Raw genomic sequence first — 26,177 nt, forward strand, 5'->3', positions numbered from 1 at the left:
CCCGTAGAAGATTTGCGCCGTTTCGATCGCTCGGAGTGGCCGACGCATAAAAATTACCGTGAGCACTGACGACAATGTGGAAATGGTTACATCAACTGGCGCGGCCTGAACGGCTGTATCACGTCTGCGGCCGCTTTATCCCCTGGCTGGGGCTGGCGGCGGCGGTCTGCCTGCTGCTTGGCTGGGCATGGGGCTTTGGTTTCGCACCGAAGGATTATCAGCAGGGCGACAGCTTCCGCATCATTTATATTCACGTGCCGGCGGCCATGTGGTCGATGGGCATCTATGCCTCGATGGCGGTGGCGGCGTTTATCGGCCTGGTGTGGCAGATGAAAATGTCCGATACCGTGGTGGCGGCGATGGCGCCGATCGGCGCGGTGTTCACCTTTATCGCGCTGGTGACCGGCTCCGCCTGGGGCAAGCCGATGTGGGGCACCTGGTGGGTGTGGGATGCGCGTCTGACCTCCGAGTTGGTGCTGCTGTTCCTCTATATGGGCGTCATCGCGCTGTATAACGCCTTTGAAGACCGCCGCCTGGCGGGCCGCGCCGCCGGGATTCTGGTGCTGGTGGGCGTGGTGAATATCCCGATCATCCATTTCTCCGTTGAATGGTGGAATACGCTGCATCAGGGCTCGACCAATATGCAGCAGTCTATCGCGCCCAGCATGCGCACCCCGCTGCGCTGGGCGATCCTCGGTTACCTGCTGCTGTTCGTCACGCTGACGCTGATGCGCCTGCGCAATCTGATCCTGTTCCAGGAGCGCCAGCGCCCGTGGGTCGCCGGGCTGGTGAATAAGGAGCGTCAGTCATGAATGCCGCCTTCGATTCCTGGACGGCGTTTTTCGCCATGGGCGGTTACGCCTTCTATGTTTGGCTGGCGGTCGCCGCCACGCTGATTTCGCTGTTGGGGCTGGTGGCGCACACCGTCTGGCAGCGGCGGCAGTTGCTCGCCGAGATCGGCCGCCGTCAGGCGCGCGAGCGGCGCATTCGCCATGCGCAACAATCAAAACAAAAATCCGCCGCACCGCGGGAGAAATCATTGTGAATCCACGTCGTAAAAGCCGCCTTTATCTGGCGATCGTTGTGCTGATCGGCATCGCGCTGACCGCGACTCTGATGCTGTACGCGCTGCGCTCCAACATCGATCTGTTCTATACCCCGGGTGAAATCCTGCAGGGCAAGGGCGAAAATCATGAGAAGCCCGAGGTCGGCCAGCGGCTGCGCATCGGCGGCATGGTGATGCCCGGCTCGGTGAAACGCGATCCCAATACGCTGCAGGTCAGCTTCAAGATTTACGACGCGCGCGGCGCGATCGGCGTGACCTACACCGGCATTCTGCCGGACCTGTTCCGCGAAGGGCAGGGCGTGGTAGCGCAGGGCGTGCTGGGCGAGGGCAACGTGGTCAATGCGCGCGAAGTGCTGGCCAAACACGACGAGAAATACACGCCGCCGGAAGTGGCCGACGCGATGAAAGAGAATCACCAAGGGCCGGCGGAAGCGTATAACGCGCCGCAGGCGGAGGGCGCCAAGTCATGATGCCGGAACTGGGCAGTTTTTTGCTGTGCCTGGCGCTGGCGATTGCGCTGCTGCTGAGCATTTACCCGCAGTGGGGCGCGGCGCGGCAGGACAGCCGCATGATGGCGGTGGCCCGGCCGCTGACCTACGGCATGTTCGCCGCGATTGCGCTGGCGTTCCTGTGCCTGGTGCATGCCTTCGTGGTCAACGACTTTACCGTCGCCTACGTGGCCACCAACTCCAATACCCAACTGCCGGTGTATTACCGCATCGCCGCCACCTGGGGCGCGCATGAGGGGTCGCTGCTGCTGTGGGTGCTGCTGCTGAGCTGTTGGTCGCTGGCGGTGGCGTTGTGCAGCCGGGCGATGCCGCAGGATGCGGTGGCGCGGGTGCTGTCGGTGATGGGCATGATCACCGCCGGTTTCCTGCTGTTCATCATCATGACCTCCAACCCGTTCACCCGCACGCTGCCGAATTTCCCGATCGACGGCAGCGATCTCAACCCGCTGTTGCAGGATATCGGCCTGATCTTCCACCCGCCGCTGCTGTATATGGGCTACGTCGGCTTCTCGGTCGCCTTTGCGTTCGCCATTGCCTCGCTGATGGCCGGCCGGCTCGACACCGCCTGGGCGCGCTGGTCACGCCCGTGGACCACCGCCGCCTGGGTGTTCCTCACGCTCGGCATCGTGCTCGGATCGGCCTGGGCCTACTATGAGTTAGGCTGGGGCGGTTGGTGGTTCTGGGATCCGGTAGAAAACGCCTCCTTTATGCCGTGGTTGGCCGGCACCGCGCTGATGCATTCGCTGGCGGTGACCGAGAAACGCGGCACGTTCAAAGCCTGGACGGTGCTGCTGGCGATCACCGCCTTCTCGCTTTGCCTGCTCGGCACCTTCCTGGTGCGCTCCGGCGTGCTGGTCTCGGTGCACTCCTTCGCCTCCGATCCGGCGCGCGGCATGTTTATTCTCGCCTATCTGGTGATCGTGATCGGCGGTTCGCTGCTGCTGTACGCGGTCAAGGGCGGCCAGGTGCGCAGCCGGGTGCAGCACGAAACCTTCTCGCGCGAGACCTTCCTGCTCGGCAACAACGTGTTGCTGATCGCCGCCATGCTGGTGGTGCTGTTGGGCACGCTGCTGCCGCTGGTGCACAAACAGCTGGGGCTGGGCAGCATCTCGATCGGCGAGCCGTTCTTCAATACCATGTTCACCTGGCTGATGGCGCCGCTGGCGCTGCTGTTGGGCATCGGGCCGCTGGTGCGCTGGCGCCGCGATGAGCCGAGCAAGCTGTGGCGGCGCCTCGGCGTGGCGCTGCTGGCGACGCTGGTGCTGTCGATTCTGCTGCCGTGGTTGCTGCAGGACAGCATCGCCGGCATGACGGTGGTGGGCCTGATCATGGCGCTGTGGGTGATCATCCTGACGCTGATGGAGTTGCATGAGCGCGCCACCCACCGGCACGGCTTCTGGCGCGGCCTGCGACAGCTGTCCCGCAGCCACTGGGGCATGGTGCTCGGCCACCTCGGCGTGGCGGTGACGGTGATCGGCATCGCCTTCAGCCAGAACTACAGCGTGGAGCGCGACGTGCGGATGAAGGCCGGCGACAGCGTGGATATCCACAACTATCATTTCGTGTTCCGCGACGTGCACGACATCCGCGGCCCGAACTACAGCGGCGGCGTCGGCATCATCGACGTCACGCGCAACGGCAAGCCGGAGGCGACGCTGCACGCGGAGAAACGCTACTACAGCGTGGCGCGCAGCATGATGACCGAAGCGGCGATCGACGGCGGGTTCAGCCGCGATCTGTACGCGGCGCTGGGCGAGGAGCTGGAGGACGGCTCCTGGGCGGTGCGCCTGTATTACAAACCCTTCGTGCGCTGGATTTGGTTCGGCGGCGTCTTTATGGCGATCGGCGGCCTGCTGTGCATCCTCGACCCGCGTTACCGCATGAGCAAAAAACTCAAGCGCGAAGGCAAGCTGGAGGCGCAACCATGAAGCGTAAACTGCTGTTTATCCCGTTGGTCCTCTTCCTGCTGCTGGTGGCGGCGCTGATGGTGCAACTGACGCGCAACGCCGGCGGCGAAGATCCGACCATGCTGGAGTCGGCGCTGATCGGCAAACCGGTGCCGACCTTCAGGCTGGAATCGCTGGATCAGCCCGGCAAAACCTACGATCAGGCGGTGCTGCGCGACGGCAAGCCGATCTTGCTCAACGTCTGGGCCACCTGGTGCCCGACCTGCCGCGCGGAACACCAGTATCTCAATACGCTGGCGGCACGCGGCGTGCGGGTGGTTGGCCTGAACTATAAAGACGATCGCGCCAAGGCGGTGACCTGGCTCAATTCCCTCGGCAATCCCTATGCCCTCAGCCTGTACGACGGCGACGGCATGCTGGGGTTGGATCTCGGGGTCTACGGCGCGCCCGAGACCTTCCTTATCGACGGCCAGGGGATTATCCGCTATCGCCACGCCGGCGACATGAATGAGCGGGTCTGGCAGCAGGAAGTGCTGCCGCTGTATAAAAAGTACGGGGGTGAGGCATGAGGCTGATTGTCCTGCTGTGCGCCGCGCTGCTGAGCTGGAGCGCCGCCGCGGCGATCGATACCTATCGCTTCAACTCCGTCGAGCAGGAGCAGCAGTATCGCGAGTTGACCGAACAGCTGCGCTGCCCGAAATGCCAAAACGACAGCATTGCCGATTCCAACGCCATCATCGCCGCCGACATGCGCACCAAGGTGTACGAGCTGATGATGCAGGGGCAAAGCAAGCAGCAGATCATCGATTACATGGTGGCGCGTTACGGCAACTTCGTCACCTACGAGCCGCCGGTAACGCCGGCGACGCTGATCTTGTGGATCGGCCCGCTGCTGTTCGTGCTGATCGGCGGGGCGGTGGTGATCCTGCGTACCCGTCGGCGGCCCGATGCGGCGGCGGATGATGAATTCTCCGAACGGGAACGGCAGCGCCTGGCGGCGCTGTTGCAAGAGACTGACAGGAAGAAACCCTAATGGCTTTTTGGCTGATTATTTGCATGTTGCTGGCCGGCGCCGCCGCGTTGCTGGTGGTGCCGGCGATGCGCCACGGCAAGCAGAGCGCCGCCACGCGCGATGCGTTGAACAAGGCTTTTTATCAGGATCGCCTCAGCGAGCTGGAGCAGGACGAACAACAAGGCGTGGTGGCCGAGCGCCCCGAGCTGGTGAAAGAGCTGCAACAGAACCTGCTGAACGACATTCCCGTCGAGCAGGCGGCGCAGGCGAAGCCGATCAACCGCTGGGCGCTGGTGCCGGGCGTGCTGTTATTGCTGGCGGTGACCGTTGGCTTTTATCTGAAAACCGGCGGGCTGGCGCAGGTGCTGGATTGGCGTCTGGTGCAGGCGCAAATGCCGGAATTGCGCGAGCGCGTCGCCAATGAGCGCGCCAAACCGCTGAGTATGGAAGAGATCGCCCGTCTCGGGCTGGGGCTGCGTACCGCGCTGCAGCAGGACGATCGCAATATCAACGACTGGATGATGTTGGGGCGCGTCGGCATGGCGTTGAACAATGCCACTACCGCCACGCAGGCGTTTGCTCATGCTTATCAATTGGATCCGAATAGTCTGGAAGTGCGGCTCGGCTATGCCGAGGTCTTGACGCGCTCCAACGATCCGGAGGATAACAAGCAGGCGACGCAGCTGTTGCGGCGCATGATCGCGGAAAATCACGGCGATCCGCGGGTGCTGAGCCTGCTGGCGTTCAATGCCTTCGAACAGGGCGATTTCAAGCAGGCGATCGGCGCCTGGCAGGTGATGTTGCAACTTTTGCCGGCCAACGATCCGCGTGCGGAAGTGATAAAGCGCAGCATTGCACAAGCAAAAGCCCAGGCCGGCGGAGAAACTGTTAAACTCAATGTGACCGTTTCGCTGTCACCGCAGGCGGCGAAAGCCCTGCCGCCGCAGGGGACGCTGGTCATCTCGGTCACCGACGGCGCCAGCCCGGTGCCGGTGGCGGTAAAACAATTGCCGCTGAGCCGTTTTCCGCTGTCTTTCTCGCTGGATGACAGCAACGCCATGATGCCCGAGCGTTTACTCTCGGCACAGCATCAGGTGCAGGTGCGTGTGCGCCTCTCACAGGACGGATTGGCCACGCCGCAGCCGGGGGACTGGTTCGGCGAAAGCTCGCTGCAGACATTCAGCGGTAAAGAGCAGGTTAGCGTTCAGATAAACAAGCAGGTCACTGAAAAATAAGACCGAACGTGTTTTTATGGAGAAAAATATGAACTTTCGCCTGACTGGGGTGGCATTCGCAACGGTATTACTGGTGGGCTGTGCCAGCGCGCCAGACAATGATCCGCAAGGGCGTTCCGATCCTCTGGAGGGATTTAACCGGACGATGTTCGATTTCAACTACAACGTCCTGGATCCTTATATCCTGCGCCCGGTCGCGGTGGCCTGGCGCGACTACGTGCCGATGCCGGCGCGTAACGGCATCAGCAACTTCACCTCCAACCTGGAAGAACCGGCCAGCATGGTCAACGCCTTCCTGAAGGGCGATCCTTACCGCGGGATGATCCACTTTAACCGTTTCTTCCTGAACACCCTGCTCGGGATGGGCGGCCTAATCGACGTGGCCGGTATGGCCAACCCGAAACTGGCGCGCGAAGAACCGAATCGCTTCGGCAGCACATTGGGGCATTACGATGTGGGTTACGGCCCGTACGTGATGCTGCCGGGCTACGGCAGCTTTACCCTGCGTGAAGACGGCGGCGACTTTGCGGATACGCTGTATCCGATGCTGAGTTACCTGACCTTCTGGATGTCGGCGGGCAAATGGGTGGTCGAGGGTATCGAAACCCGCGCTCAGCTGCTGGATTCCGACGGCCTGCTGCGCAACTCGTCCGATCCTTATGTCATGGTGCGCGAGGCCTACTTCCAGCGCCACGATTTCATCGCCAACGGCGGCTCGCTCAAGCCGGAAGAGAACCCGAACGCCAAGGCGATTCAGGGCGAATTGGACGAGATCGACTCGCAGTAATCACGGGCGTTACGCCAATGAAAACCCGCCGTCAGGCGGGTTTTTTTATGCCGGCGGCAAGCGCCGGGCAAAAAAAGCGCCCCGAGGGGCGCTTTGGCTTCTTTCTCAAGCGAGATTAGAAGCGGTAGTTGAAGTTGGCACCGTACAGCCAGGCCTTGCCCACCGAGTTGAAGGTGTAAGGGCCTTCGTTGATGGTGACTTTCTGGCCGTGCATGTAGGACACACCGACGTCGACCGACGCGTCTTTGTTGAACGCGTAAGAGGTACCTGCGCTGACCCAGAAGCGGTCCTGATCAGGAATGGAGATAGAGCGGTTCTGTGCCGGCACCGGGCTGTCATCGAAGGCGACACCGCCGCGGAAGGTCCAGTTGTCGTCGTAGAAGTAAGTGGTACCCAGCGCAATGCGGTAGGCATCGCGGAAGCCTTCATGCTTCTGGAACAGGGTCTGGCCGTTGCTGCCGGTGGCTCTCAGCTCCTGGAACTGACTCCAGCTGGTGTACGCCAGGCTGTAGTGGATGGCCCACTGCGGCGCCACTTTGTTGTAGCCGGACAGTTCCCACATTTCCGGCAGGTTCAGATCCAGAGAGCCCGGGATGGTGCTGCCGCTGGTGCCCCACGGCAGACCAACGCCCAGCGCCTGGGTAATTGGGTTGTACTGTGCAGGCAGGCTGCTTTTGTAGTCGCCGTCGAACTTGATTTTCACTTCAGAACGGTAGGTGAAGCCGTAACGGTTGTTTTCGTCCACTTCGTACAGCAGGCCGGCATTCCAACCGAAGCCCCACTTATCGCCTTTCAGGTGAGAAATCTGAGTATCGCCAGGAATTTGAGCGATCATCCCGGCTTGCTGAGGCGTTAATTGACCGGTTTGCAGGCCTTGACCGGCAAGCAGCTTCGGCAATTCGCCGGCGTAGCGTTCCAGTTTGGCTCTGGCGTATACGGCGTCGAAGCCCAGACCGAAGCTGAAGTGTTGATCCAGGCGGTAAGCGCCGCTCAGATTCAGGTTCAGGGTTTCCAGATCGGTTTTGCCGCCATAAGCGCCTGCGGTGTAGCCGTCGTTGAATTCGGTCGCCAGACCGTAGTTGCTGGTGACCGATCCGCCTACGGCGAACTGATCGTTAATCGGGTGAACATAATGCAGGTTCGGCACCCAGGCGGTTGGCGCGATGTTTTTCGCATCCAGGCTGGCGCCGGAAGGGGATTTGCCGGTGATGTCTACATCCGGGTCGATAAAGACCGCGCCGATGGAAAGTTCCGGGCGGGTGTACATCATCAACAATGCCGGGTTGCGGCTCGCGGAGGCCGCCGTATCCGCCATGGCGCCTTCGCCAGAATACGAACGTCCTAAACCAGCTGCTGAGAACTCATTCAGCTGGAATCCTGCGGCAGACACGTTTGATGAAATAATTGCCACTGCAGCTGCGAGAGCTGATTTAGTCAATAGGTTTTTCTGGCTCATGACCAAAACCTCATTATGTGTTTATTATTTAAACTATGTTACGCAAGGTAACAAGGAGCGCGGGATTGTAGGGTCCGTTATCATTCAGACAAATCAGACCAGTGGCTGAAGTATAGGTCTGACCTGTGAAAATGTTGCAAGTTTGTTTTTGAAATATTTCCAACCTGATATCAAAAAAGAGATCTGCTTAACAAAAAGCCAGCGGTAAATAACAAAATTCTTACCATTCCTTAGCAGGCGCTCATTTTTATTTGTGATTTCCATCACTTAAAACACACAGTAAAAGTAAGTGCTAGTGATTGCCGGCGCGGAAGCGTAAAATACCTGCAGAATTTTGTGGCTTTGTGCCGGTGAGTGAAACGGCAATTTGGGCTGATAACCGAGGCCCTTGAGGAGAACCAATCATGTCAGATGCAATTAATAAATGCAGCGCCCAGGAAACCGCCGCGTGTTGCTGCGTGGATGTCGGCACCGTGATGGATAACACCGATTGCACCGCGTCCTACAGCCAGGTGTTCAGCAATCAACAAGATGCGGAAGCCATGCTGGCCGCCCTGAGCGAAAAGGCGCGCGCGGTAGAATCCGACCCTTGTGACATCAGCAGTAGCATTAAACCGGTTGACGGCGGCGTGCAGTTGGAGGCCGATTTCACCTTCGCCTGCCAGGCGGAAACCCTGATCTTCCAGCTCGGCCTGCGTTAATCCCCGCTTTACCCCCGGCGCTGCCTGCTGCGCGCCGGGGATTTCCTTCCCCGTGCCGCCCCGATAGAAAGTGCGCCTGCTCGCAGTTTTGATCTCTGCCGGTTTGCCAAATGTAACCGTTTGGTTAACAATGACCTCATCAGGTCAGACCTCTTTCTGCCCATTGCGCTGACGTTATTTTCTTCAGGAGCATTTATGAGTAAGGCACTGCCGTTGGTGACCCGTCATGGTGACCGCATTGCGATTGTGAATGGACTGCGTACCCCCTTTGCCAAACAGGCGACTGCCTATCACGGCATTCCGGCGGTGGATTTAGGGAAAACGGCGGTGAGCGAGCTGTTGGCGCGTAGCGGCATCGATCCGCAGCTTATCGAACAACTGGTGTTTGGCCAGGTGGTGCAAATGCCCGAGGCGCCGAACATTGCGCGTGAAATCGTGCTCGGCACCGGCATGAGCGTCCATACCGACGCCTACAGCGTGTCGCGCGCCTGCGCCACCAGCTTCCAGGCGATCGCCAACGTGGCGGAGAGCATCATGGCCGGCAGCATCAGCGTCGGCATCGCCGGCGGGGCGGACTCTTCTTCCGTCTTGCCGATCGGCGTCAGCAAGGCGCTGGCACGCACGCTGGTGGACGTCAACAAGGCGCGTACGCTGTCGCAGCGTCTCAAATTGTTCAGCCGGCTGAAATTCCGCGATCTGATGCCGGTGCCACCGGCGGTGGCGGAGTATTCCACCGGTTTGCGCATGGGCGATACGGCCGAACAGATGGCGAAAAGCCACGGCATCACCCGTGAGGCGCAGGATGCGCTGGCGCACCGTTCCCACGAGTTGGCGGCCAAGGCCTGGCAGGAGGGGTGGCTGCGCGATGAGGTGATGACCGCCTACGTACCACCGTACCGTGCACAGCTTTCTGAAGACAACAACATCCGCAAAGACTCCAGCCTGGCTTCCTATGCCAAGCTGAAACCGGCGTTCGATCGCAAGCACGGCAGCGTCACCGCGGCCAACAGCACGCCGTTGACCGACGGCGCGGCGGCGGTATTGATGATGAGCGAGTCGCGCGCCAAAGAGCTGGGGCTGCAGCCGCTGGGCTATTTGCGCAGCTTTGCCTTCGCCGCCATCGACGTGTGGGAAGACATGCTGCTGGGGCCTTCCTACGCGACGCCGCTGGCGCTGGATCGCGCCGGCATCGGTCTGGCCGATCTGACGCTCATCGACATGCATGAAGCCTTCGCCGCGCAAACGCTGGCTAACCTGAAGATGTTCGCCAGCGAAGAGTTCGCCCGCGAGAAGCTTGGCCGCAGCCAGGCGATCGGCGAGGTGGACATGGCAAAATTCAACGTCCTGGGCGGTTCCATCGCCTATGGCCACCCGTTTGCCGCCACCGGCGCGCGCATGATCACCCAGACGCTGCGTGAGCTGAAACGCCGCGGTGGCGGGCTGGGCCTGACCACCGCCTGCGCCGCCGGCGGGTTAGGGGCCGCGATGATCGTGGAGGTGGAATGATGAGTGCCGAAAACGCATTGCACGAACAGCGTGCCAAACCGTCGGCCTTTCAGCTGACGATTCGCCCCGACAACATCGGCGTGATCACCATCGACGTACCGGGCGACAAGGTCAATACGCTCAAGGCCGAGTTCGTCGAACAGGTGAACGATGTGCTAATCCGGGCGCAGCAGCATACCGCGCTGGAAGGGCTGGTGATCGTTTCCGGCAAGCCGGACTCGTTTATCGCCGGTGCCGACATCACTATGATTGCCGCCTGTACCAGTGCCAAAGAGGCGGAAACGCTGGCCAAAAAAGGGCAGAGCACGCTGGCGCAGATCGCCGCCTTCCCGGTGCCGGTGGTGGCCGCCATCCATGGCGCCTGCCTCGGCGGCGGCCTGGAATTGGCGCTGGCCTGCCACGGCCGCGTCTGTTCATTGGATGACAAAACCGCGCTCGGTCTGCCGGAAGTGCAACTGGGCCTGCTGCCGGGCTCCGGCGGCACTCAGCGCCTGCCGCGCCTGATCGGCGCCGCCAAGGCGCTGGACATGATCCTGACCGGCAAGCATATTCGCGCCCGCCAGGCGCTGCGCATGGGGCTGGTGGATGACGCCGTGCCGCAGCCGATCCTGTTGCAGACCGCCATTGAGCGGGTGAAGCAGGGCTGGAAGCATCAGCGCGAGCTGCCGTGGCAGGATCGCCTGCTCAACGGCCCGCTGGGCAGAAATCTGCTGTTCAGCATCGTGCGCAAGAAAACGATGGCGAAAACGCACGGCAACTACCCGGCGGCGGAACGCATCATTCAGGTCGTGCGCACCGGGCTGGATCACGGCAGCGCCAGCGGCTATGAGGCTGAAGCGCGCGCCTTTGGCGAACTGGCGATGACGCCGCAGTCGGCGGCGCTGCGCAGTCTGTTCTTCGCCTCCACCGCGCTGAAAAAAGAGCGGGGCGGCAATGCCAAGCCGCATGCCCTGCACCGCGTCGGCATTCTCGGCGGCGGCCTGATGGGCGGCGGCATCGCCTGCGTCACCGCCACGCGCGGCGGTTTGCCGGTTCGTATCAAAGATATTAATGAAACCGGCATCAATCACGCGCTGAAATACAGCTGGGACGTGCTTGGCAAACGGGTACGCAGCAAGCGCATGCGCCCGGCGGAACGGCAAAAACAGATGATGCTGATCTCCGGCTCTACCGATTACACCGGCTTTGAGCAGGTGGATATCGTGGTCGAGGCGGTGTTTGAGGATCTGGCGCTGAAGCAGAAGATGGTGGCCGAGGTCGAAGCGAACTGTGCGCCGCATACCGTTTTTGCCTCCAATACTTCCTCGTTGCCTATCGGTCACATCGCCGAAAAAGCCCAGCGGCCGCAGCAGGTGATCGGCCTGCACTACTTTAGCCCGGTGGACAAGATGCCGCTGGTGGAAGTGATCCCGCACGCCGGCACCAGCGAAGAGACCATCGCCACCACCGTGGCGCTGGCGCACAAGCAGGGCAAGACCGCCATCGTGGTGGGCGACAGCGCCGGTTTTTATGTCAACCGCATCCTGGCGCCGTACATCAACGAAGCGGCCCGTTGCCTGCTGGAAGGCGAGCCGATGGAGTCGCTGGACAAGGCGCTGGTGGACTTCGGTTTCCCGGTCGGTCCGATCACCCTACTGGATGAAGTGGGCATCGACGTCGGCACCAAAATCATCCCGGTACTGGTCGAGGCGCTGGGGCCGCGCTTCGCCGCGCCGGCCGCGTTCGATGCGGTGCTGAAAGACGGGCGCAAAGGGCGTAAGAACGGCCGCGGCTTCTATCTCTACCCGAGTGAAGGCCAGCAGCGGCAGCGGCGTAAACGTGCGGATACCTCATTGTATACGTTGCTCGGCGTCACGCCGAAGGCGCACATGCTGCCGGCGACCATCGCCCAGCGCTGCGTGATGATGATGCTGAACGAAGCGGCGCGCTGCCTGGATGAAGGCGTAATCCGCAGCGCGCGCGACGGCGACATCGGCGCGGTGTTCGGCATCGGCTTCCCGCCGTTCCTCGGCGGCCCGTTCCGCTATATGGACGAACTCGGCGCCGAGAAAGTGGTGAAGACGCTGGACTACCTGCGCCAGCAGCACGGCGAGCACTTCGCGCCGTGCGAACGCTTGCAGCGCATGGCGCAGCAGGGCGAGCGCTTTTACCCGCTGGGGAGCTGAGCGCAGGGCGGCCCGATTTGCACTATAGTTGCAACAGGGCCGCGTTGTGATCGCCATCACTCCTTGCAACAGCGTCAGCCGGTGAGGCTGTACAGCAAGGCGCAGGCAGCGGTAAGTTAGCTTGACCGCCATCAATAAATTTCATGGCGGCAAGGTTAAAATTTAACCCGTTGAATTGATTGTTCTGTGAGCAATCGAGGTTTGCCCGGGGAGGGTTGCTGTAAAAAACAGCGTTTTCTTTAGGCAAACTTTCAGGCAAAATGCCCGGCCGCCATAAAGAGACGGCGCGTTATCGTTTTAAAGCTTTGGCTTTGGGTTGTAAAACTCGGCGGTACAGCACGCACGGCGTTTCTGTATAGCGTTACTTTGTCAACAACAGCGGTGCAATATGCAAGTTTTGATTATGCGTCACGGAGAGGCGGCGCTCGAGGCAGCCAGCGATGCGGTAAGGCCCCTTACCCTATGCGGCCGCGATGAGTCCCGTCAGATGGCGGCCTGGTTGAACACCAAGTCTGTGGATATTGAACGCGTGCTGGTCAGCCCTTATCTGCGGGCAGAACAGACGCTGGCGACGGTGCGTGAAGCCTTGACGCTGCCGGAGGGCGAAGAAGTGCTGCCCGAGCTGACGCCGGGCGGCAACGCCGAACAGGTCGGCAGCTATCTGCAGGCGCTGGCGATGCAAGGGGTGAGCTCGGTGCTGATCGTGTCACACCTGCCGCTGGTAGGCTATCTGGTGGCCGAACTGTGCCCGGGCGAGTGCCCGCCGATGTTCGCGACCTCGGCGATTGCCAACGTCGATCTGCCGGCGGACGGCAGCTACGGCAAGTTTGAATGGCAGGTCAGCCCGTCGCAGGTGATGGCCAAAGTGTGAGCCGCGGATGCGGTGCGGAATAAACTCAGGGCGATGTCTGACATCGCCCTGAGTCGTTTCTGCAGGGTTACTCGGCCAGCTCCACCAACAGCAGGATGGCGGCGTTGCCGCCCCATTCCTTCGGCGCCTGGTGGAACGCCAGCACGTCGGGATGCTGTGCCAGCCACAGCGGGGTTTGCTGTTTGAGAATGTGCTTGCCGTGTCCGTGCATCACGCAGGCGCAGTGCACGTGCTCGCGTTTGCAGGCGGCGATCAGCGCTCCCAGCTCTTGCTTGGCCTGCAGCTGGGTCAGGCCGTGCAAATCGAGAAACAGCTCCGGCGAATAATCGCCGCGTCGCAGCTTCTTCAACTCATACGGGCTGCTGCCGGGGCGCACGTAGCGCGTCGGGCCTTCCTCTTCCAGCTGCGGCTGGTACTCATCTGAAAAATAATAGCTGGCATCGACCTGCTCCTGCAGCAGCCGCTGCGGCGCAATCTGTTTGACCTTGGGCTTCGGCGGGCGGTGGACGATGGTGTCCTGGCGCAGCTTTTTCGCGCCCGCCACCGACTCTCTGAAGAGCTGTTGTTCGTCTTTGCTCAGAGGAGGCTTGTTCTTCATGCTTCATTCACCGGAAATCGTTTATTTCGCTAGTTTACCTTGTGAATGAGCGCTGTCGACGCAAAACTCGGGCCAGAGTGAAAAGCGCGAGGGGCAAGCGTGATTTGTCGCGGGCTTCATGGCAAACTATGCGGCTAAATCATGAAACACAGCGCCTGCCGGAGGGCAAATTGGACAAAATTTTCGTCGACGAAGCAGTGAACGAACTGCACACCATTCAAGATATGCTGCGCTGGACGGTAAGCCGCTTCAACGCTGCCAATATCTACTATGGTCACGGAACCGATAATCCGTGGGACGAAGCGGTGCAATTGGTGCTGCCAAGCCTGTTCCTGCCGTTGGACATTCCGGAGGACATGCACACCGCCCGTCTGACCTCCAGCGAGCGTCATCGCATCGTTGAGCGCGTGATCCGCCGCGTCAACGAACGCATCCCGGTCGCTTACCTGACCAACAAGGCCTGGTTCTGCGGCATGGAATTCTACGTCGACGAGCGCGTGCTGGTGCCGCGTTCGCCGATCGGCGAGTTGATCAACGATCGCTTCAGCGCGCTGATCCCACACCCGCCTCGTCATATCCTCGACATGTGCACCGGCAGCGGCTGCATCGCCATCGCCTGCGGCTACGCTTTCCCGGAAGCGGAAGTGGACGCGGTGGACATCTCCAGCGAAGTGCTGGCGGTAACCGAGCGCAATATTCAGGCGCACGGCGTCGAACACCAGGTGATCCCGATCCGTTCCGATCTGTTCCGCGACGTTCCCGCGATCCAGTACGATCTGATCGTCACCAACCCGCCGTACGTCGATGCGGAAGACATGTCCGATCTGCCGCAGGAGTTCCGCTTTGAGCCGGAACTGGGCCTGGCGGCGGGCAGCGACGGCCTGAAGCTGGTGCGCCGCATCCTGGCCTGCGCGCCGGACTACCTGACCGACGACGGCGTGCTGATTTGTGAAGTGGGTAACAGCATGGTACACCTGATGGAACAATATCCGGATATTCCGTTCACCTGGCTGGAGTTCGAAAACGGCGGTGACGGCGTGTTCATGCTGACCAAACAGCAGCTGGTGGATTGCAAGGAACACTTCAGCCTCTATCGCAGCTAAACCGCATTTCCAGGGCCCGCACGGCGGGCCTGATAACGATAAAAGACTAACGGTAAGGAGCCGTGATGGCAGGAAACAGTATTGGGCAGATTTTCCGCGTCACCACCTTCGGTGAATCTCACGGGGTGGCGCTGGGTTGTATCGTCGACGGCGTGCCGCCCGGCATTCCGCTCACCGAAGCCGATTTGCAACACGATCTGGACCGCCGTCGTCCGGGCACCTCGCGTTACACCACCCAGCGTCGTGAACCGGATCAGGTGCGCATTCTCTCCGGCGTATTCGAAGGCGTGACCACCGGCACCAGCATCGGTTTGATCATTGAGAACACCGATCAGCGTTCGCAAGACTACAGCGCCATCAAAGACGTGTTCCGTCCGGGGCATGCAGACTACACCTACGAACAGAAATACGGGCTGCGCGACTATCGCGGCGGCGGCCGTTCTTCGGCGCGTGAAACCGCCATGCGCGTTGCGGCGGGCGCCATCGCCAAGAAATACCTGCAGCAGAAGTTCGGTGTGCAGGTGCGCGGCTATCTGGCGCAGATCGGCGACGTGACCTGTGAGCTGAAAGATTGGGATCAGGTCGAGCAGAACCCGTTCTTCTGCCCGGATCCGGACAAGCTGGAAGCGCTGGACGAACTGATGCGCGCGCTGAAAAAAGAGGGCGACTCCATTGGCGCCAAGGTCAGCGTGATCGCTGAAAACGTGCCGGTTGGCCTGGGCGAGCCGGTGTTTGATCGCCTCGACGCCGATCTGGCGCACGCGCTGATGAGCATCAACGCGGTGAAAGGCGTGGAGATCGGTGACGGATTTGCTGTCGTGACCAAGCGCGGCAGCGAAAACCGCGATGAAATCACCCCGGAAGGCTTCCAAAGCAACCATGCCGGCGGCATTCTCGGCGGCATCAGCAGCGGCCAACCGGTGATCGCGCATCTGGCGCTGAAGCCGACCTCCAGCATTATGGTGCCGGGGCGCACCATCAATCGCCAGGGCGAAGCGGTGGAGATGGTCACCCGCGGTCGCCACGATCCATGCGTGGGCATCCGCGCCGTGCCGATCGCCGAAGCGATGATGGCAATCGTGTTGATGGATCACCTGCTGCGCCAGCGTGCGCAAAACGGTGATGTGGTTTCCGACGTGCCTCGCTGGTAATCGCCATGAAAAACTGGATGTTGGGCCTGGTGGCCCTGACGGCCTCCGCTTCCGCCATGGCGCTGACGCCGTGGCAGAAAATCGACCATCCGGTGGCCGGCGCGCCACAGGCGGTGGGCGGTTTTGCCAACGGCTGCGTCATTGGCGCCCAGCCGTTGCCGCTGAATTCACCGAACTACCAGGTGATGCGTACCGACCAGCGCCGCTATTTCGGCCACCCGGATCTGCTGGCGTTCATTCAGCGCCTCAGCAGCCAAGCGAACCAGAAAGCGCTGGGCACGGTGCTGATCGGCGATATGGCGATGCCGGCCGGTGGGCGCTTCAGCAGCGGCCACGCCAGCCACCAGTCGGGACTGGACGTCGACATCTGGCTGCAGTTGCCGCGCCAACGCTGGAGCGCGCAGCAATTGCTGAAACCGCAGCCGATCGACCTGGTGTCAGGGGATGGCAAGCAGGTGGTGGCGAGCCAATGGCAGCCGCAAATTGAGTCGCTGATCAAACTGGCGGCGCAGGACGCGGACGTGACGCGCATCTTCGTCAACCCGGCGATCAAGCAGCGCCTGTGCCTGGACGCCGGTGCCGATCGCGCCTGGTTGCACAAGGTGCGGCCGTGGTTCGGCCACCGTGCGCATATGCACGTGCGCCTGCGTTGTCCGGCCGGCAGCCTGGAGTGCCAGGAGCAGGATACGCCGCCGCCGGGCGACGGTTGCGGCGCCGAACTGGCGAGCTGGTTCGTACCGCATCAGCCTAACGCGAAACCGGGCAAATCTGTGCCGCCGCCGTTACCGCCGACCTGTCAGGCATTGCTGGATCACCATTTCTCAGCGGAATAACACATGGATTGGTTCGTCCTTGGCCCCGAGATGCTCGGGGTGTTGTTTGCGGTAGCGCTGCTGGCGGGGTTTATCGACTCCATTGCCGGCGGCGGTGGGTTGCTGACGGTGCCGGCCTTGCTGGCGGTGGGGGTTCCCCCGGCGCAGGCGCTGGCGACCAATAAACTACAGTCGGTAGGGGGTTCCTTCTCCGCCAGCCTGTACTTTATTCGTCGGCGTGCGGTGAATCTCAACGACCAGAAGCTGACGATCTTTCTGACGCTGATCGGCTCGATCGCCGGCGCCATTCTGGTGCAGCATATGCGCGCCGATTTGCTGCGGCAGATGCTGCCGCTGCTAGTGATCGGCATCGGTCTCTATTTCTTGCTGATGCCACGATTGGGTGAGGAAGATCGTCAACGTCGCCTCGGTGCCTTGCCGTTCGGGTTGGTGGCCGGCGGTTGCGTCGGGTTTTACGACGGTTTCTTCGGCCCCGGCGCTGGATCGTTCTACGCGCTGGCCTATGTGACGCTGTGCGGTTTCAACCTCGCCAAGTCTACGGCGCACGCCAAGGTGCTGAACTTCACCTCCAACGTCGGCGGATTGGCGCTGTTCATCATCGGCGGCAAGGTGGTGTGGAGCATCGGTCTGGTGATGCTGGTGGGGCAGGTACTGGGGGCGCGTTTGGGCGCGCACATGGTGCTGACCCGCGGGCAGAAGCTGATTCGGCCGATGATCGTGATCGTTTCACTGGTGATGAGCCTCAAGCTGCTGTACGACAATCACGGCGCGGAAATTCAGCAGTGGTTGACCGCCCTGGTGCACGGTTAAAGATGAAGAGGGGGCGTTGCTTACGCGCCCTGTCTTATCGGGTATAATGGCCTCTTTATTTTTGTGGTTATAGAGTTTTTATGTCAGACATGCAGACCCGTCATCGCTATGAACAGTTGATCGAGATCTTCAATCAGTGCTTCAGCGATGACTACAACACCCGCCTGGTGAAAGGCGATGACGAACCTATCTACCTGCCGGCCGACGACGAATTGCCGTATCACCGCATCGTGTTCGCCCACGGCTTCTACGCCAGCGGCCTGCATGAAATCTCGCACTGGTGCATCGCCGGCGAAGCGCGCCGCCAACTGGTGGACTTCGGTTACTGGTATTGCCCGGACGGGCGCGACGCGCAAACCCAGAGTGAATTCGAAGCGGTGGAGATCAAACCGCAGGCGCTGGAATGGATGTTCTGCGTGGCGGCCGGTTTCCCGTTCAACGTCAGCTGCGACAACCTGAACGGCGACTGCGAACCGGATCGCATCGCGTTCCAGCGCAAGGTGCGTGCCCGGGTATTGATGCTGCTGGAGCAGAGAATACCCACACGGCCTGCGCGCTTTATTCAGGCGTTGCAATCGTTCTACAATACGCCACCGTTGGCGGCCGAGCATTTTCCGTATCCGGAAGATCTCAACTGACGCCACAGCCCGCTATTTAATGAGGAAATTTGATGATCGCAGAATTTGAAGCGCGCATTTTGGCGCTGATTGATGACATGGTAGAGCACGCCAGCGATGATGAACTGTTTGCCGGTGGCTACCTGCGCGGTCATTTGACGCTGGCGGTAGCCGAAGCGGAAGAACAGGGCGAGCATACTGCCGAAGCGCTGAAAGCGCGGGTGGAAGAGAGCTTGCACAAGGCAATCGCCGCAGGGGAACTCTCGCCGCCGGATCAGATCCTGGTACGCGGCATGTGGGAAAACCTCTATCAGGCCGCAACGCCTGCTGCCTGACCGCCATGCCGGGGCGCGTCACCGCGCCCCTCATTCATGAATTAAACCGCACGCCCTTTCAGTAACTTCCGCACCCACATCCGATTCGGATTCAACGCCGCCAGCAGGCGCGCGTCGCCCGGCAACGGTTCGCCGAACAGCTGCGCCGCCAGAATTTCCGCCGCCAACGGCGCCGAACACAGGCCACGCGATCCCAACCCACCGATAGCGAACAGGCCGGGATAGACCGGCGCATCGGCAACGGTTTCGCCGCGCTGATGCTGCCGCTGCAAATCCTGATACTGCGCCAGCGTGGCCTGATAGTCTGGCAGCGCGCCGACCATGGGCAGATGATCGCGGGTGGCGCTGCGCACGCCGCAGCGCGCCTGATGAGCGCTGACGTCCACCTGCTGCGGCCAGGCCTGTTCCGGCAGGCAGCGCAGCAGGCGCTCGCGGTTCTCCTGTTGCTCCTGCTCGCGGTAGTCGGTGGCGATGTCGCCGCGCTGGTAGCTGGCGCCGATGCAGTGTTGGCCGTTGTTGGCGTTGATCGGCGTCAGGTAGCCGTCGTAACACAACACCTGTTTCAACTGACCGAGGGCCGGCGAGCTTGGGATATGCGACACCTGCCCGCGCACCGAGTACAGCGGCAGGGCTTCCGTCGGCGCCAGTTCGGCCAACCGGTGGCCGTTGGCCAGGATCACCGTCGCATGGCGGTGGCTTTCACCGTTGGCGAAATCGATGCGCCAGCCGTTTTCTTCACGCGCCAGCGCCAACGCATCGTGCCGGTAGCGGCAAATCAGGCCCTGACGCTGCGCCAGCGCAATCGCGCCGCGCGTCAGCTCGGCCGGGCAGAGCCAGCCGCCCTGCGGATAGGTGATGCCGCCAAAGCCGGTATCGACGCCGCACAGTTCACTGAGCGTCTCCCGGTCGGCCGCCATCGCCAGCGCCGGTGGCCAGTCGGTTTTCAGCATATTGGCGATCTTGGCGCCACTCTTTTCGTCGTAGGCTAACTGGCTGACGCCGCACCACTGGTGATCAAAGGCGATGCCTTGTTGCAACAGCGCGTCGTACTGGCGACGGGCGAAGGGAAACGCGGCGCTGAAGAAGCTCTCCAGCGCGTCGCCGCTGCCGTTCAGCAGAGGATAAATCGCCCCCTGGCGATTGCCGGATGCCCCCTCCGCCGCCTGCTCATCGGCGCAGTAGAGCGTGACGGTAGCACCGCGCCGCAGCAAGGCCAGCGCGGTGAGCGCGCTGGCGACGCCGCCGCCGATCAGGGCGATGTCGGCGGTGTTGTCCGCCGCCGGACGTCGATACCAGGGGGCCGGGTGGGGAGCGGGCTGCGCATCGGCCGGGAGCTCGCCGGCGAGCATCTCACGCTTTTGGCCGAAGCCTTTGCAACGGTTGACCTGAAAACCGGCCTGTTGCAAGCCGCGGCGCACAAAGCCGGCGGCGGTAAAGGTGGCGAAGCTGCCTCCCGGCCGGGCGAAACGCGCCATGGCGGCGAACAGTTGATCGGTCCACATGTCGGGATTTTTTGCCGGCGCAAAGCCGTCGAGGAACCAGGCATCGACCTGGTTATTCATGCTGGCGTCAAACTGCGGCAGCAGGTCGTTGACGTCGCCGAACCACAGATCGAGCGTAATGCGGCCTTCGGCCAGCAGCAGGCGATGGCAGCCCGGCAGCGGCAGCGGCCATTGAGCGCGCAGTTCGTCGGCATAAGGCGCCAGCTCCGGCCAGCGCGCATGCGCCGCCGCCAGATCGGCCTGCTGCAGGGGGAATTTTTCGAAGCTGATAAAGTGCAGGCGTTGCAGCGCGGCGTCCGGCTCGGCCTGGCGGAAGCCGGCGAAGGCCTGCCACAGCGTGAGGAAATTGAGCCCGGTGCCGAATCCGGTTTCCGCCACCACCAACAACGGGCGCGGATGGGTGGCGAAACGCTGCGGCAGTTGGTTGCCCTGCAGGAAGACGTAGCGGGTTTCTTCCAGCCCATCCTGATTGGAAAAATAGACGTCATCAAACTGTTTCGAAACAGGTGTACCCTGTTCGTTCCAGGTTAGCGTTGCGGTTTGGATGGGGGCGTGGTTCACGGTCAATGGCTCGAAATTCAAGGGATGCCGCGAATTCTAACGGCGCTGGCGCCCCGGCGCAAACTGGACAACAATAAAGCTGAAAAACGCTGATCGGACTTGTTCGGCTTACATCTGTACGCTAAAGTGCGATGCAAAATCCCGTAGGTAAATAGTGGAAGAGGTATTGAATGAAACGTGCAGTGATTACTGGCCTGGGAGTTGTCTCCAGCATTGGTAATAACCAGCAGGAGGTCCTGGCAAGCCTGCAGGAAGGACGTTCTGGGATCACTTTCTCCCAGGAACTGAAAGATTCCGGCATGCGTAGTCACGTATGGGGGCAAGTTAAGCTCGACACGACCGGCCTGATCGACCGCAAGGCGGTGCGTTTCATGAGCGATGCTTCCATTTATGCCTTCCTGGCGATGCAAGAAGCGATCGCTTCTTCCGGCCTGAAGGACGAAGAGTATCAAAACAACCCGCGTGTGGGCCTGATTGCCGGTTCCGGCGGTGGTTCTCCGCGCTTCCAGGTATTCGGCGCCGATGCGATGCGCAGCCCGCGCGGCCTGAAAGCGGTTGGCCCGTACGTGGTGACCAAAGCCATGGCTTCCGGCGTTTCCGCCTGCCTGGCAACGCCGTTCAAAATCCACGGCGTAAACTACTCCATCAGCTCCGCTTGCGCGACCTCCGCGCACTGCATCGGCAACGCGGTTGAGCAAATTCAGTTGGGCAAACAGGACATCGTGTTCGCCGGCGGCGGTGAAGAGCTATGCTGGGAAATGGCCTGCGAGTTCGACGCGATGGGCGCGCTGTCCACCAAGTACAACGACACGCCGGAAAAAGCCTCCCGCACCTACGACGCCGATCGTGACGGTTTCGTCATCGCCGGCGGCGGCGGCATGGTGGTGGTTGAAGAACTGGAGCACGCGCTGGCGCGCGGTGCGCACATCTATGCAGAAATCGTTGGCTACGGCGCGACTTCAGACGGTGCCGACATGGTTGCCCCTTCGGGCGAAGGCGCAGTACGCTGCATGAAGATGGCGATGCAGGATCTGGATGCGCCGATCGACTACATCAACGTGCACGGCACTTCTACGCCGGTGGGCGATGTGAAAGAACTGGGCGCTATTCGCGAAGTGTTCGGCGACAATACCCCGGCTATCTCCTCCACCAAGGCGATGACCGGTCACTCGCTGGGCGCCGCGGGCGTGCAGGAAGCGATCTACAGCCTGCTGATGCTGGAGCACGGCTTTATCGCGCCGAGCATCAACATTGAAACCCTGGATGAGCAGGCGGCCGGCATGAACATCGTGACTCAGCCGACTCAGCGTGAGCTGACCACCGTGATGTCCAACAGCTTCGGCTTCGGCGGCACCAACGCCACCCTGGTGATGCGCAAACTGGCGAAATAATTCCGCCTGAGCTTCATCTCGCCATCAAGCCCGCGTTTTCGCGGGCTTTTTACTGCTCAAAGCCCGCTGGGCGAGCGCTCGGAGTTTTCCCAAATCACATCCCCTGACACATCATTACCTCGCCATTACACGCGTTGGGCATACAATAGCCAGGTAGCGTGATCAGCGCTCGGTGTGGCTTTTTAAAGTGATCGAACATTGAGGCAAGAAGTATGAAAAAGTTAATTGCGGTTGGGTTACTGTCGGCCGTGTTGGCCGGATGCGCCACCGATTCTCCCTGCGTTCCGGTCTACGATGACCAGGGGCGTCTGGTGCACACCAACACCTGTATGAAGGGCACCACTCAGGATAACTGGGAAACCGCGGGCGCGATCGCCGGCGGTGCGGCGGCGGTTGCCGGTCTGACCCTCGGTATAATCGCGCTGACCAAGTGATCGGCGCGGCGCCTGTGGGCGCATGCAACCAGCCCGGCCGCTGTGCGCCGGGCTTTTTTTATCTCACTGCACCAAAAACGCCTTGAACTGCGGCGTCATCACGGCGCTAAAGCCCTCGTCGGTTTTGCTGATCAGGTAGACCGCCAGCCCTTTCTCTTCGGCGAGCTTCAACGCTTTCTCCGTGCCCAGCACCATCAGGCCGGTATCCCAGCCGTCGGCCTCGAGTGCGGTGGGGGCGATCACCGTGGCGGAAACCAACCGGTGATTGATCGGCCTGCCGGTGGTCGGATCGATGACATGGGAGTAGCGCTGGCCGTTTTGTTCAAAGTAGTTGCGGTAGCTGCCGGCGGTGCTGATGCCGTAACCGTGCAGATCCACCAGCGCCTGCACCGCATTTTCACGGTCGGTCGGCTTTTGGATTGCCACCCGCCAGGGTTTGCCCTGGCCGTTGACGCCGCGTGAAGAGACTGCGCCACCGACCGAGACCAGGTAGTTGGTAATGCCGTTGCGGTTCATCAGGCGCACCAGCTCGTCGGCGCCGTAGCCTTCGCCCAGCGTCGAGAGATCGACATACATGTCCGGCAGATCTTTTTGCAGCCACTCTCCGCGATTGTCGCTGATCAGCTTCAGGTGCTGCAGGCCGATGCGCTGCTTCGCCGCGTCGATCTGCGCCTGTTCCGGCACCTTGACCGGATGCTTGTCGGGGCCGAATCCCCACAGGTTCACCAGTGGGCCGACGGTGATGTCCATGGCACCGCCGGTATCGCGGCCGATGCGCTGGGCCATCAGCACGATATCCGCCATGCCGCGCGGGATCGGCTGCGGTTCGAGGCTGGCGCTACGGTTAAACTGCGACAGCACCGAGTCGGCGCGGTAGGTTGAGATATCGTCGTTGGCCCGTTCGAGCACCGCGTCGATCTGCCGCTGCAGTTCTTGCTTGCCGATCGCGACATCACCGCTGACTTTAACGCTGTAGAAGGTGCCCATGGTCTTGCCGTCGATATCGATTTGCGGGCGGGAGGAGGCATCGTCGCAGGCGGCGAGCAGGGCGCATAAGGCGCTGAGCAACGCCCCTTTGGCGAACAGGGAAGCCATAACATGTCCTTTGAAAACGAGAAAGCCGCTACAAATAAAGTAAAGCGCGGCAAATGGAAAGCGGATAAAGGTAAAATAGCATTTTGCTGGCGTTGCGGCTGTGCCTGAGCTAACGTCTCGCTCATGCTTTTCGCTGAGGTTTCAAGCTGCCACCATGAGTGCAACCGCCATTTCCCGGCTTATCCATCCCTTTGTCAAAGACCGTTTCCTGCATGTATTGCTGCTGGCCGGCGTGGCGATGTTCGTCTTTCATCCGCAGCCATTGGCGGCGTTGGGCGGCTTTATTGACGGCCGCACTCTCATTACCCTGCTGGGGCTGATGCTGCTGACCAAAGGCGTTGAGGTCAGCGGCTACTTCGACTTCGTTGGCCGCAAGATTATCAACCGGTTGCACAGCGAACGGCGGCTGGCGCTGTTCCTGGTGTTTTCCGCCGCGCTGCTGTCGTCGTTTCTGACCAACGACGTGGCGCTGTTTATCGTCATTCCGCTCACCATCACGCTGAAAAAGCTGTCGTCGCTGCCGGTTGGCCGTTTGATCATCTTTCAGGCGCTGGCGGTGAACGCCGGCTCGCTGCTGACGCCGATCGGCAACCCGCAAAATATCCTGCTGTGGAGCCGCTCCGGCCTTTCTTTCCTCGGCTTCATCGGCCAGATGGCGCCGTTTGGCGCCGCGATGATGCTGAGCCTGTTGGCGTTGACCTGGTTCAGCTTCCCGGCGCGCGACATCGTGAAAACGCCGAATACTGAGGGCTACCCCTATCAACGGCCGCTGTTGCTGAGCTGCGTAGGGCTGTATGCGATTTTCCTGCTGTGCCTGGATATCGGTCTGCCGCTGTATGGGCTGCTGGTGGTGTTCGCCGGCTTTTTGTTGCTGGCGCGCCGGGTACTGCTGCAGATCGACTGGAGCCTGATTTTCGTGTTCGCCGCCATGTTTATCGATGTTGGCCTGTTTACCCGCCTGCCGCCGCTTCAGCCGGCGTTTGCCGCCATAACCGGGCTGAGCGACGGCGGGGTGTATGCGCTGGGCGTCGGGCTGTCGCAGATCGTCAGCAACGTGCCGGCCACCATTTTGCTGCTCAACTATGTGCCCTCCAGCGCACAGCTGGCGTATGCGGTTAACGCCGGTGGCTTCGGGTTGGCCATCGGATCGCTCGCCAACCTGATTGCGCTGCGCATGGCGGGGGAGCGCAAGATCTGGTTGCGCTTCCACTATTACTCGCTGCCGCTGCTGGCGTGGGCCGCGCTGGTCGGCTGGCTGTTGAGCTAACTCTGATTACCGCTCTGCCGGGCGGCCAACAGGCAAATGCTGCGGGTCACCTGGTAGGATTTCACGAAGGCGCTGACGGGTAAAAACTCGAAGCGCGAGTGGAAGTTATGCGCGCCGGTGAAGTAATTGGGCGTCAGGATGCCGCGGCTGGAGAGCGCCGCGCCGTCGGTGCCGCCGCGCATCGGGATCACCTTCGGCGGGATGCCGTGGGCGGCAAGGGCGCCGAAGATCAGATCGATGGCGCGCCGATCTTCGCCGATGGCGTTGCTGATGTTGCTGTAAATGTCGCTGATGCTGCAGCTGACGTTGGCGCGCGGATAGTTGGCCGCCACCTGACGCACCGTCTCCTCAAGGCGAGCTTTACGCGCCTCGAAGGTTGCGCTATCGAAGTCGCGAATCGACACCTTCAGCGTCGCCTGATTGGCATTGGCGGCCAGATCCGTGAACCAGAAATAGCCCTCGCGCCCGTCGGTGTGTTCCGGAGTATCCTGCACGTCGAATCGGTTGATGATGTCGTTGGCGATGCGTATCGGGTTGATTAACACGTTTTTCGCCGACATCGGGTGGGCAGTCACCCCCTCGATGCGGATCTCCGCCGACGCCGCGTTGAAATTCTCGTACACCACTTCGCCCAGCTCGCAGCAGTCGATGGTGTAGGCGAAATCGACGGCGAAACGCTGCAGATCCAGCGCCTTGGCGCCGCGCAGGCCGATCTCTTCATCCGGCACGAACGCCACCACGATATCACCGTGGCGATCGGCCGCGGTCAGGTTGGCCAGCAGCGTCATCACCACGGTGACCGCCGCCTTGTTGTCGGCACCCAGCACGCTGGTGCCGTCGCTGAACAGGATCTCTTCGTTGCGGTAGGGCAGGATCTCCGGGTGCTCGGCGGTGCGCAGCCAGATGTCTTGCTCGGCGTTCAGACATAAATCTTCGCCGGTGAAGCGCAGGCGCTGCGGGCGAATCTCGGGCGACAGGCCGACGTCCACGGTGTCGATATGGGTGATAAAGCCGATGCGCGGCGCGCCGGGTTGGGTGCCGGGCTTGCGGGCGGTGACGGTGGCGTGTTCGTCTATCTGCACCTCGGCCAGGCCGAGCCGGCGCAGCTCTTCCGCCAGCAGTTGCGCCATCTCATGCTGCCCCGGCGTGCTGGGCAGGGTGGTTGCGGCGGCGTCGCTCTGGCTGGTGACCGCCAGGTAGCGGAAGAAACGTTCGGTGAGCTGTTCGGCAATCGGGCTGGTCATCGGAACTCCTCGCGGTTGGCA

General features: G+C 61.5%; 26 protein-coding genes. 21 read left to right on the forward strand and 5 right to left on the reverse strand.

Going from position 1 to position 26,177, the window contains the following annotated elements; genetic code table 11:
* The first annotated feature begins 74 nt into the window (after positions 1 to 74).
* Genes FHU12_RS03735 through mlaA form a run of 8 tightly spaced genes read left to right on the forward strand, consistent with a single transcriptional unit; the run spans position 75 to position 6,516 of the window.
* Positions 75 to 812 (forward strand): heme ABC transporter permease, encoded by a 738-nt coding sequence (locus FHU12_RS03735; protein ID WP_019453789.1) that lies wholly within the window; start codon positions 75 to 77, stop codon positions 810 to 812.
* On the forward strand, positions 809 to 1,045 hold the full coding sequence (gene ccmD, locus FHU12_RS03740; protein ID WP_141967503.1) for a heme exporter protein CcmD: 237 nt from the start codon (positions 809 to 811) through the stop codon (positions 1,043 to 1,045). Before FHU12_RS03735 ends, ccmD begins: the two co-directional genes overlap by 4 nt.
* On the forward strand, positions 1,042 to 1,536 hold the full coding sequence (gene ccmE, locus FHU12_RS03745) for a cytochrome c maturation protein CcmE (protein WP_046687569.1): 495 nt from the start codon (positions 1,042 to 1,044) through the stop codon (positions 1,534 to 1,536). The genes ccmD and ccmE overlap by 4 nt, the downstream gene beginning before the upstream one ends.
* Positions 1,533 to 3,503, forward strand: a complete 1,971-nt coding sequence (locus tag FHU12_RS03750) for a heme lyase CcmF/NrfE family subunit (protein WP_039564915.1) — start codon at positions 1,533 to 1,535, stop codon at positions 3,501 to 3,503. Before ccmE ends, FHU12_RS03750 begins: the two co-directional genes overlap by 4 nt.
* Positions 3,500 to 4,051: a DsbE family thiol:disulfide interchange protein gene (locus FHU12_RS03755; RefSeq protein ID WP_015378623.1), complete on the forward strand. Its 552-nt coding sequence runs from the start codon at positions 3,500 to 3,502 to the stop codon at positions 4,049 to 4,051. Before FHU12_RS03750 ends, FHU12_RS03755 begins: the two co-directional genes overlap by 4 nt.
* Positions 4,048 to 4,515 carry a cytochrome c-type biogenesis protein gene (locus FHU12_RS03760; RefSeq protein WP_141967505.1) on the forward strand — a complete coding sequence of 156 codons (468 nt, stop codon included), beginning with the start codon at positions 4,048 to 4,050 and terminating at the stop codon, positions 4,513 to 4,515. Before FHU12_RS03755 ends, FHU12_RS03760 begins: the two co-directional genes overlap by 4 nt.
* On the forward strand, positions 4,515 to 5,729 hold the full coding sequence (ccmI, locus tag FHU12_RS03765) for a c-type cytochrome biogenesis protein CcmI (protein WP_141967507.1): 1,215 nt from the start codon (positions 4,515 to 4,517) through the stop codon (positions 5,727 to 5,729). Before FHU12_RS03760 ends, ccmI begins: the two co-directional genes overlap by 1 nt.
* A gap of 28 nt (positions 5,730 to 5,757) precedes the next feature.
* Positions 5,758 to 6,516 (forward strand): phospholipid-binding lipoprotein MlaA, encoded by a 759-nt coding sequence (mlaA, locus tag FHU12_RS03770; protein WP_086580243.1) that lies wholly within the window; start codon positions 5,758 to 5,760, stop codon positions 6,514 to 6,516.
* Positions 6,517 to 6,631: 115 nt separating this feature from the next.
* On the opposite strand, the gene fadL is transcribed toward mlaA, so the two are convergent.
* Complete coding sequence (fadL, locus tag FHU12_RS03775) at positions 6,632 to 7,972, reverse strand: long-chain fatty acid transporter FadL (RefSeq protein ID WP_087763423.1); 1,341 nt, start codon at positions 7,970 to 7,972, stop codon at positions 6,632 to 6,634.
* 404 nt (positions 7,973 to 8,376) lie between these two features.
* Between fadL and FHU12_RS03780 the strand changes: the two genes are divergently transcribed.
* The 4 genes from FHU12_RS03780 (at position 8,377) to sixA (ending at position 13,215) form a co-directional block, all read left to right on the forward strand.
* Positions 8,377 to 8,673, forward strand: coding sequence for a YfcZ/YiiS family protein (locus FHU12_RS03780; RefSeq protein ID WP_072145088.1), 297 nt, complete (start codon positions 8,377 to 8,379; stop codon positions 8,671 to 8,673).
* A gap of 195 nt (positions 8,674 to 8,868) precedes the next feature.
* On the forward strand, positions 8,869 to 10,179 hold the full coding sequence (gene fadI, locus FHU12_RS03785) for an acetyl-CoA C-acyltransferase FadI (protein ID WP_141967509.1): 1,311 nt from the start codon (positions 8,869 to 8,871) through the stop codon (positions 10,177 to 10,179).
* The gene (gene fadJ / locus FHU12_RS03790) at positions 10,179 to 12,344 is read left to right on the forward strand and encodes a fatty acid oxidation complex subunit alpha FadJ (protein WP_141972835.1); all 2,166 of its coding nucleotides are present in this window, start codon (positions 10,179 to 10,181) and stop codon (positions 12,342 to 12,344) included. Before fadI ends, fadJ begins: the two co-directional genes overlap by 1 nt.
* A gap of 388 nt (positions 12,345 to 12,732) precedes the next feature.
* Positions 12,733 to 13,215 carry a phosphohistidine phosphatase SixA gene (sixA, locus tag FHU12_RS03795; protein WP_004936230.1) on the forward strand — a complete coding sequence of 161 codons (483 nt, stop codon included), beginning with the start codon at positions 12,733 to 12,735 and terminating at the stop codon, positions 13,213 to 13,215.
* Positions 13,216 to 13,282: 67 nt separating this feature from the next.
* On the opposite strand, the gene smrB is transcribed toward sixA, so the two are convergent.
* Complete coding sequence (smrB, locus tag FHU12_RS03800; RefSeq protein ID WP_004936226.1) at positions 13,283 to 13,813, reverse strand: endonuclease SmrB; 531 nt, start codon at positions 13,811 to 13,813, stop codon at positions 13,283 to 13,285.
* A 170-nt stretch (positions 13,814 to 13,983) separates the two neighbouring features.
* On the opposite strand from smrB, the gene prmB reads away from it, so the two are divergent.
* The 6 genes from prmB to FHU12_RS03830 all read left to right on the forward strand — a co-directional run bounded on the left by prmB (position 13,984) and on the right by FHU12_RS03830 (position 18,662).
* Complete coding sequence (gene prmB, locus FHU12_RS03805) at positions 13,984 to 14,916, forward strand: 50S ribosomal protein L3 N(5)-glutamine methyltransferase (RefSeq protein WP_028127753.1); 933 nt, start codon at positions 13,984 to 13,986, stop codon at positions 14,914 to 14,916.
* A gap of 65 nt (positions 14,917 to 14,981) precedes the next feature.
* Positions 14,982 to 16,067: a chorismate synthase gene (gene aroC, locus FHU12_RS03810; protein WP_004936219.1), complete on the forward strand. Its 1,086-nt coding sequence runs from the start codon at positions 14,982 to 14,984 to the stop codon at positions 16,065 to 16,067.
* Positions 16,068 to 16,072: 5 nt separating this feature from the next.
* Positions 16,073 to 16,900 (forward strand): penicillin-insensitive murein endopeptidase, encoded by an 828-nt coding sequence (gene mepA, locus FHU12_RS03815; protein ID WP_141967511.1) that lies wholly within the window; start codon positions 16,073 to 16,075, stop codon positions 16,898 to 16,900.
* A gap of 3 nt (positions 16,901 to 16,903) precedes the next feature.
* Positions 16,904 to 17,710 (forward strand): sulfite exporter TauE/SafE family protein, encoded by an 807-nt coding sequence (locus FHU12_RS03820; RefSeq protein WP_141967513.1) that lies wholly within the window; start codon positions 16,904 to 16,906, stop codon positions 17,708 to 17,710.
* A gap of 80 nt (positions 17,711 to 17,790) precedes the next feature.
* Entirely contained in the window at positions 17,791 to 18,348 is a 558-nt protein-coding gene (locus FHU12_RS03825) for an elongation factor P hydroxylase (RefSeq protein WP_141967515.1), read from the forward strand.
* Positions 18,349 to 18,380: 32 nt separating this feature from the next.
* Complete coding sequence (locus FHU12_RS03830; RefSeq protein WP_016926855.1) at positions 18,381 to 18,662, forward strand: YfcL family protein; 282 nt, start codon at positions 18,381 to 18,383, stop codon at positions 18,660 to 18,662.
* A 41-nt stretch (positions 18,663 to 18,703) separates the two neighbouring features.
* Here the strand turns inward: FHU12_RS03830 and mnmC are convergent, their stop codons facing one another.
* On the reverse strand, positions 18,704 to 20,725 hold the full coding sequence (gene mnmC / locus FHU12_RS03835) for a bifunctional tRNA (5-methylaminomethyl-2-thiouridine)(34)-methyltransferase MnmC2/FAD-dependent 5-carboxymethylaminomethyl-2-thiouridine(34) oxidoreductase MnmC1 (protein WP_141967517.1): 2,022 nt from the start codon (positions 20,723 to 20,725) through the stop codon (positions 18,704 to 18,706).
* Between the two features lie 170 nt (positions 20,726 to 20,895).
* Between mnmC and fabB the strand changes: the two genes are divergently transcribed.
* Positions 20,896 to 22,116, forward strand: a complete 1,221-nt coding sequence (gene fabB / locus FHU12_RS03840; RefSeq protein ID WP_060447962.1) for a beta-ketoacyl-ACP synthase I — start codon at positions 20,896 to 20,898, stop codon at positions 22,114 to 22,116.
* 212 nt (positions 22,117 to 22,328) lie between these two features.
* Positions 22,329 to 22,550: a putative periplasmic lipoprotein gene (locus FHU12_RS03845; protein ID WP_004936201.1), complete on the forward strand. Its 222-nt coding sequence runs from the start codon at positions 22,329 to 22,331 to the stop codon at positions 22,548 to 22,550.
* Positions 22,551 to 22,613: 63 nt separating this feature from the next.
* Here the strand turns inward: FHU12_RS03845 and apbE are convergent, their stop codons facing one another.
* Positions 22,614 to 23,645: an FAD:protein FMN transferase ApbE gene (gene apbE / locus FHU12_RS03850; protein ID WP_141967519.1), complete on the reverse strand. Its 1,032-nt coding sequence runs from the start codon at positions 23,643 to 23,645 to the stop codon at positions 22,614 to 22,616.
* A gap of 154 nt (positions 23,646 to 23,799) precedes the next feature.
* Between apbE and FHU12_RS03855 the strand changes: the two genes are divergently transcribed.
* Positions 23,800 to 24,912 carry an SLC13 family permease gene (locus tag FHU12_RS03855; protein WP_141967521.1) on the forward strand — a complete coding sequence of 371 codons (1,113 nt, stop codon included), beginning with the start codon at positions 23,800 to 23,802 and terminating at the stop codon, positions 24,910 to 24,912.
* On the opposite strand, the gene pepT is transcribed toward FHU12_RS03855, so the two are convergent.
* Positions 24,909 to 26,156 carry a peptidase T gene (pepT, locus tag FHU12_RS03860; protein WP_141967523.1) on the reverse strand — a complete coding sequence of 416 codons (1,248 nt, stop codon included), beginning with the start codon at positions 26,154 to 26,156 and terminating at the stop codon, positions 24,909 to 24,911. The two genes, FHU12_RS03855 and pepT, sit on opposite strands and share 4 nt — an antisense overlap.
* Positions 26,157 to 26,177 lie beyond the last annotated feature (21 nt).

Source organism: Serratia marcescens, from assembly GCF_006715005.1.
Lineage (GTDB): Bacteria > Pseudomonadota > Gammaproteobacteria > Enterobacterales > Enterobacteriaceae > Serratia > Serratia montpellierensis.

Excerpts from the sequence above, each read along its gene's own strand:
- FHU12_RS03830 (WP_016926855.1), top strand. The coding sequence starts at position 18,381 with ATGATCGCAGAATTTGAAGCGCGCATTTTGGCGCTGATTGATGACATG.
- FHU12_RS03825 (WP_141967515.1), top strand. The coding sequence starts at position 17,791 with ATGTCAGACATGCAGACCCGTCATCGCTATGAACAGTTGATCGAGATC.
- aroC (WP_004936219.1), top strand. The coding sequence starts at position 14,982 with ATGGCAGGAAACAGTATTGGGCAGATTTTCCGCGTCACCACCTTCGGT.
- sixA (WP_004936230.1), top strand. The coding sequence starts at position 12,733 with ATGCAAGTTTTGATTATGCGTCACGGAGAGGCGGCGCTCGAGGCAGCC.
- FHU12_RS03755 (WP_015378623.1), top strand. The coding sequence starts at position 3,500 with ATGAAGCGTAAACTGCTGTTTATCCCGTTGGTCCTCTTCCTGCTGCTG.
- mlaA (WP_086580243.1), top strand. The coding sequence starts at position 5,758 with ATGAACTTTCGCCTGACTGGGGTGGCATTCGCAACGGTATTACTGGTG.
- apbE (WP_141967519.1), bottom strand. The coding sequence starts at position 23,645 with ATGGCTTCCCTGTTCGCCAAAGGGGCGTTGCTCAGCGCCTTATGCGCC.
- FHU12_RS03845 (WP_004936201.1), top strand. The coding sequence starts at position 22,329 with ATGAAAAAGTTAATTGCGGTTGGGTTACTGTCGGCCGTGTTGGCCGGA.
- fadI (WP_141967509.1), top strand. The coding sequence starts at position 8,869 with ATGAGTAAGGCACTGCCGTTGGTGACCCGTCATGGTGACCGCATTGCG.
- mepA (WP_141967511.1), top strand. The coding sequence starts at position 16,073 with ATGAAAAACTGGATGTTGGGCCTGGTGGCCCTGACGGCCTCCGCTTCC.
- FHU12_RS03760 (WP_141967505.1), top strand. The coding sequence starts at position 4,048 with ATGAGGCTGATTGTCCTGCTGTGCGCCGCGCTGCTGAGCTGGAGCGCC.
- fadJ (WP_141972835.1), top strand. The coding sequence starts at position 10,179 with ATGAGTGCCGAAAACGCATTGCACGAACAGCGTGCCAAACCGTCGGCC.
- FHU12_RS03735 (WP_019453789.1), top strand. The coding sequence starts at position 75 with ATGTGGAAATGGTTACATCAACTGGCGCGGCCTGAACGGCTGTATCAC.
- FHU12_RS03780 (WP_072145088.1), top strand. The coding sequence starts at position 8,377 with ATGTCAGATGCAATTAATAAATGCAGCGCCCAGGAAACCGCCGCGTGT.
- fadL (WP_087763423.1), bottom strand. The coding sequence starts at position 7,972 with ATGAGCCAGAAAAACCTATTGACTAAATCAGCTCTCGCAGCTGCAGTG.
- ccmI (WP_141967507.1), top strand. The coding sequence starts at position 4,515 with ATGGCTTTTTGGCTGATTATTTGCATGTTGCTGGCCGGCGCCGCCGCG.
- pepT (WP_141967523.1), bottom strand. The coding sequence starts at position 26,156 with ATGACCAGCCCGATTGCCGAACAGCTCACCGAACGTTTCTTCCGCTAC.
- FHU12_RS03855 (WP_141967521.1), top strand. The coding sequence starts at position 23,800 with ATGAGTGCAACCGCCATTTCCCGGCTTATCCATCCCTTTGTCAAAGAC.
- FHU12_RS03750 (WP_039564915.1), top strand. The coding sequence starts at position 1,533 with ATGATGCCGGAACTGGGCAGTTTTTTGCTGTGCCTGGCGCTGGCGATT.
- FHU12_RS03820 (WP_141967513.1), top strand. The coding sequence starts at position 16,904 with ATGGATTGGTTCGTCCTTGGCCCCGAGATGCTCGGGGTGTTGTTTGCG.
- ccmD (WP_141967503.1), top strand. The coding sequence starts at position 809 with ATGAATGCCGCCTTCGATTCCTGGACGGCGTTTTTCGCCATGGGCGGT.
- smrB (WP_004936226.1), bottom strand. The coding sequence starts at position 13,813 with ATGAAGAACAAGCCTCCTCTGAGCAAAGACGAACAACAGCTCTTCAGA.
- fabB (WP_060447962.1), top strand. The coding sequence starts at position 20,896 with ATGAAACGTGCAGTGATTACTGGCCTGGGAGTTGTCTCCAGCATTGGT.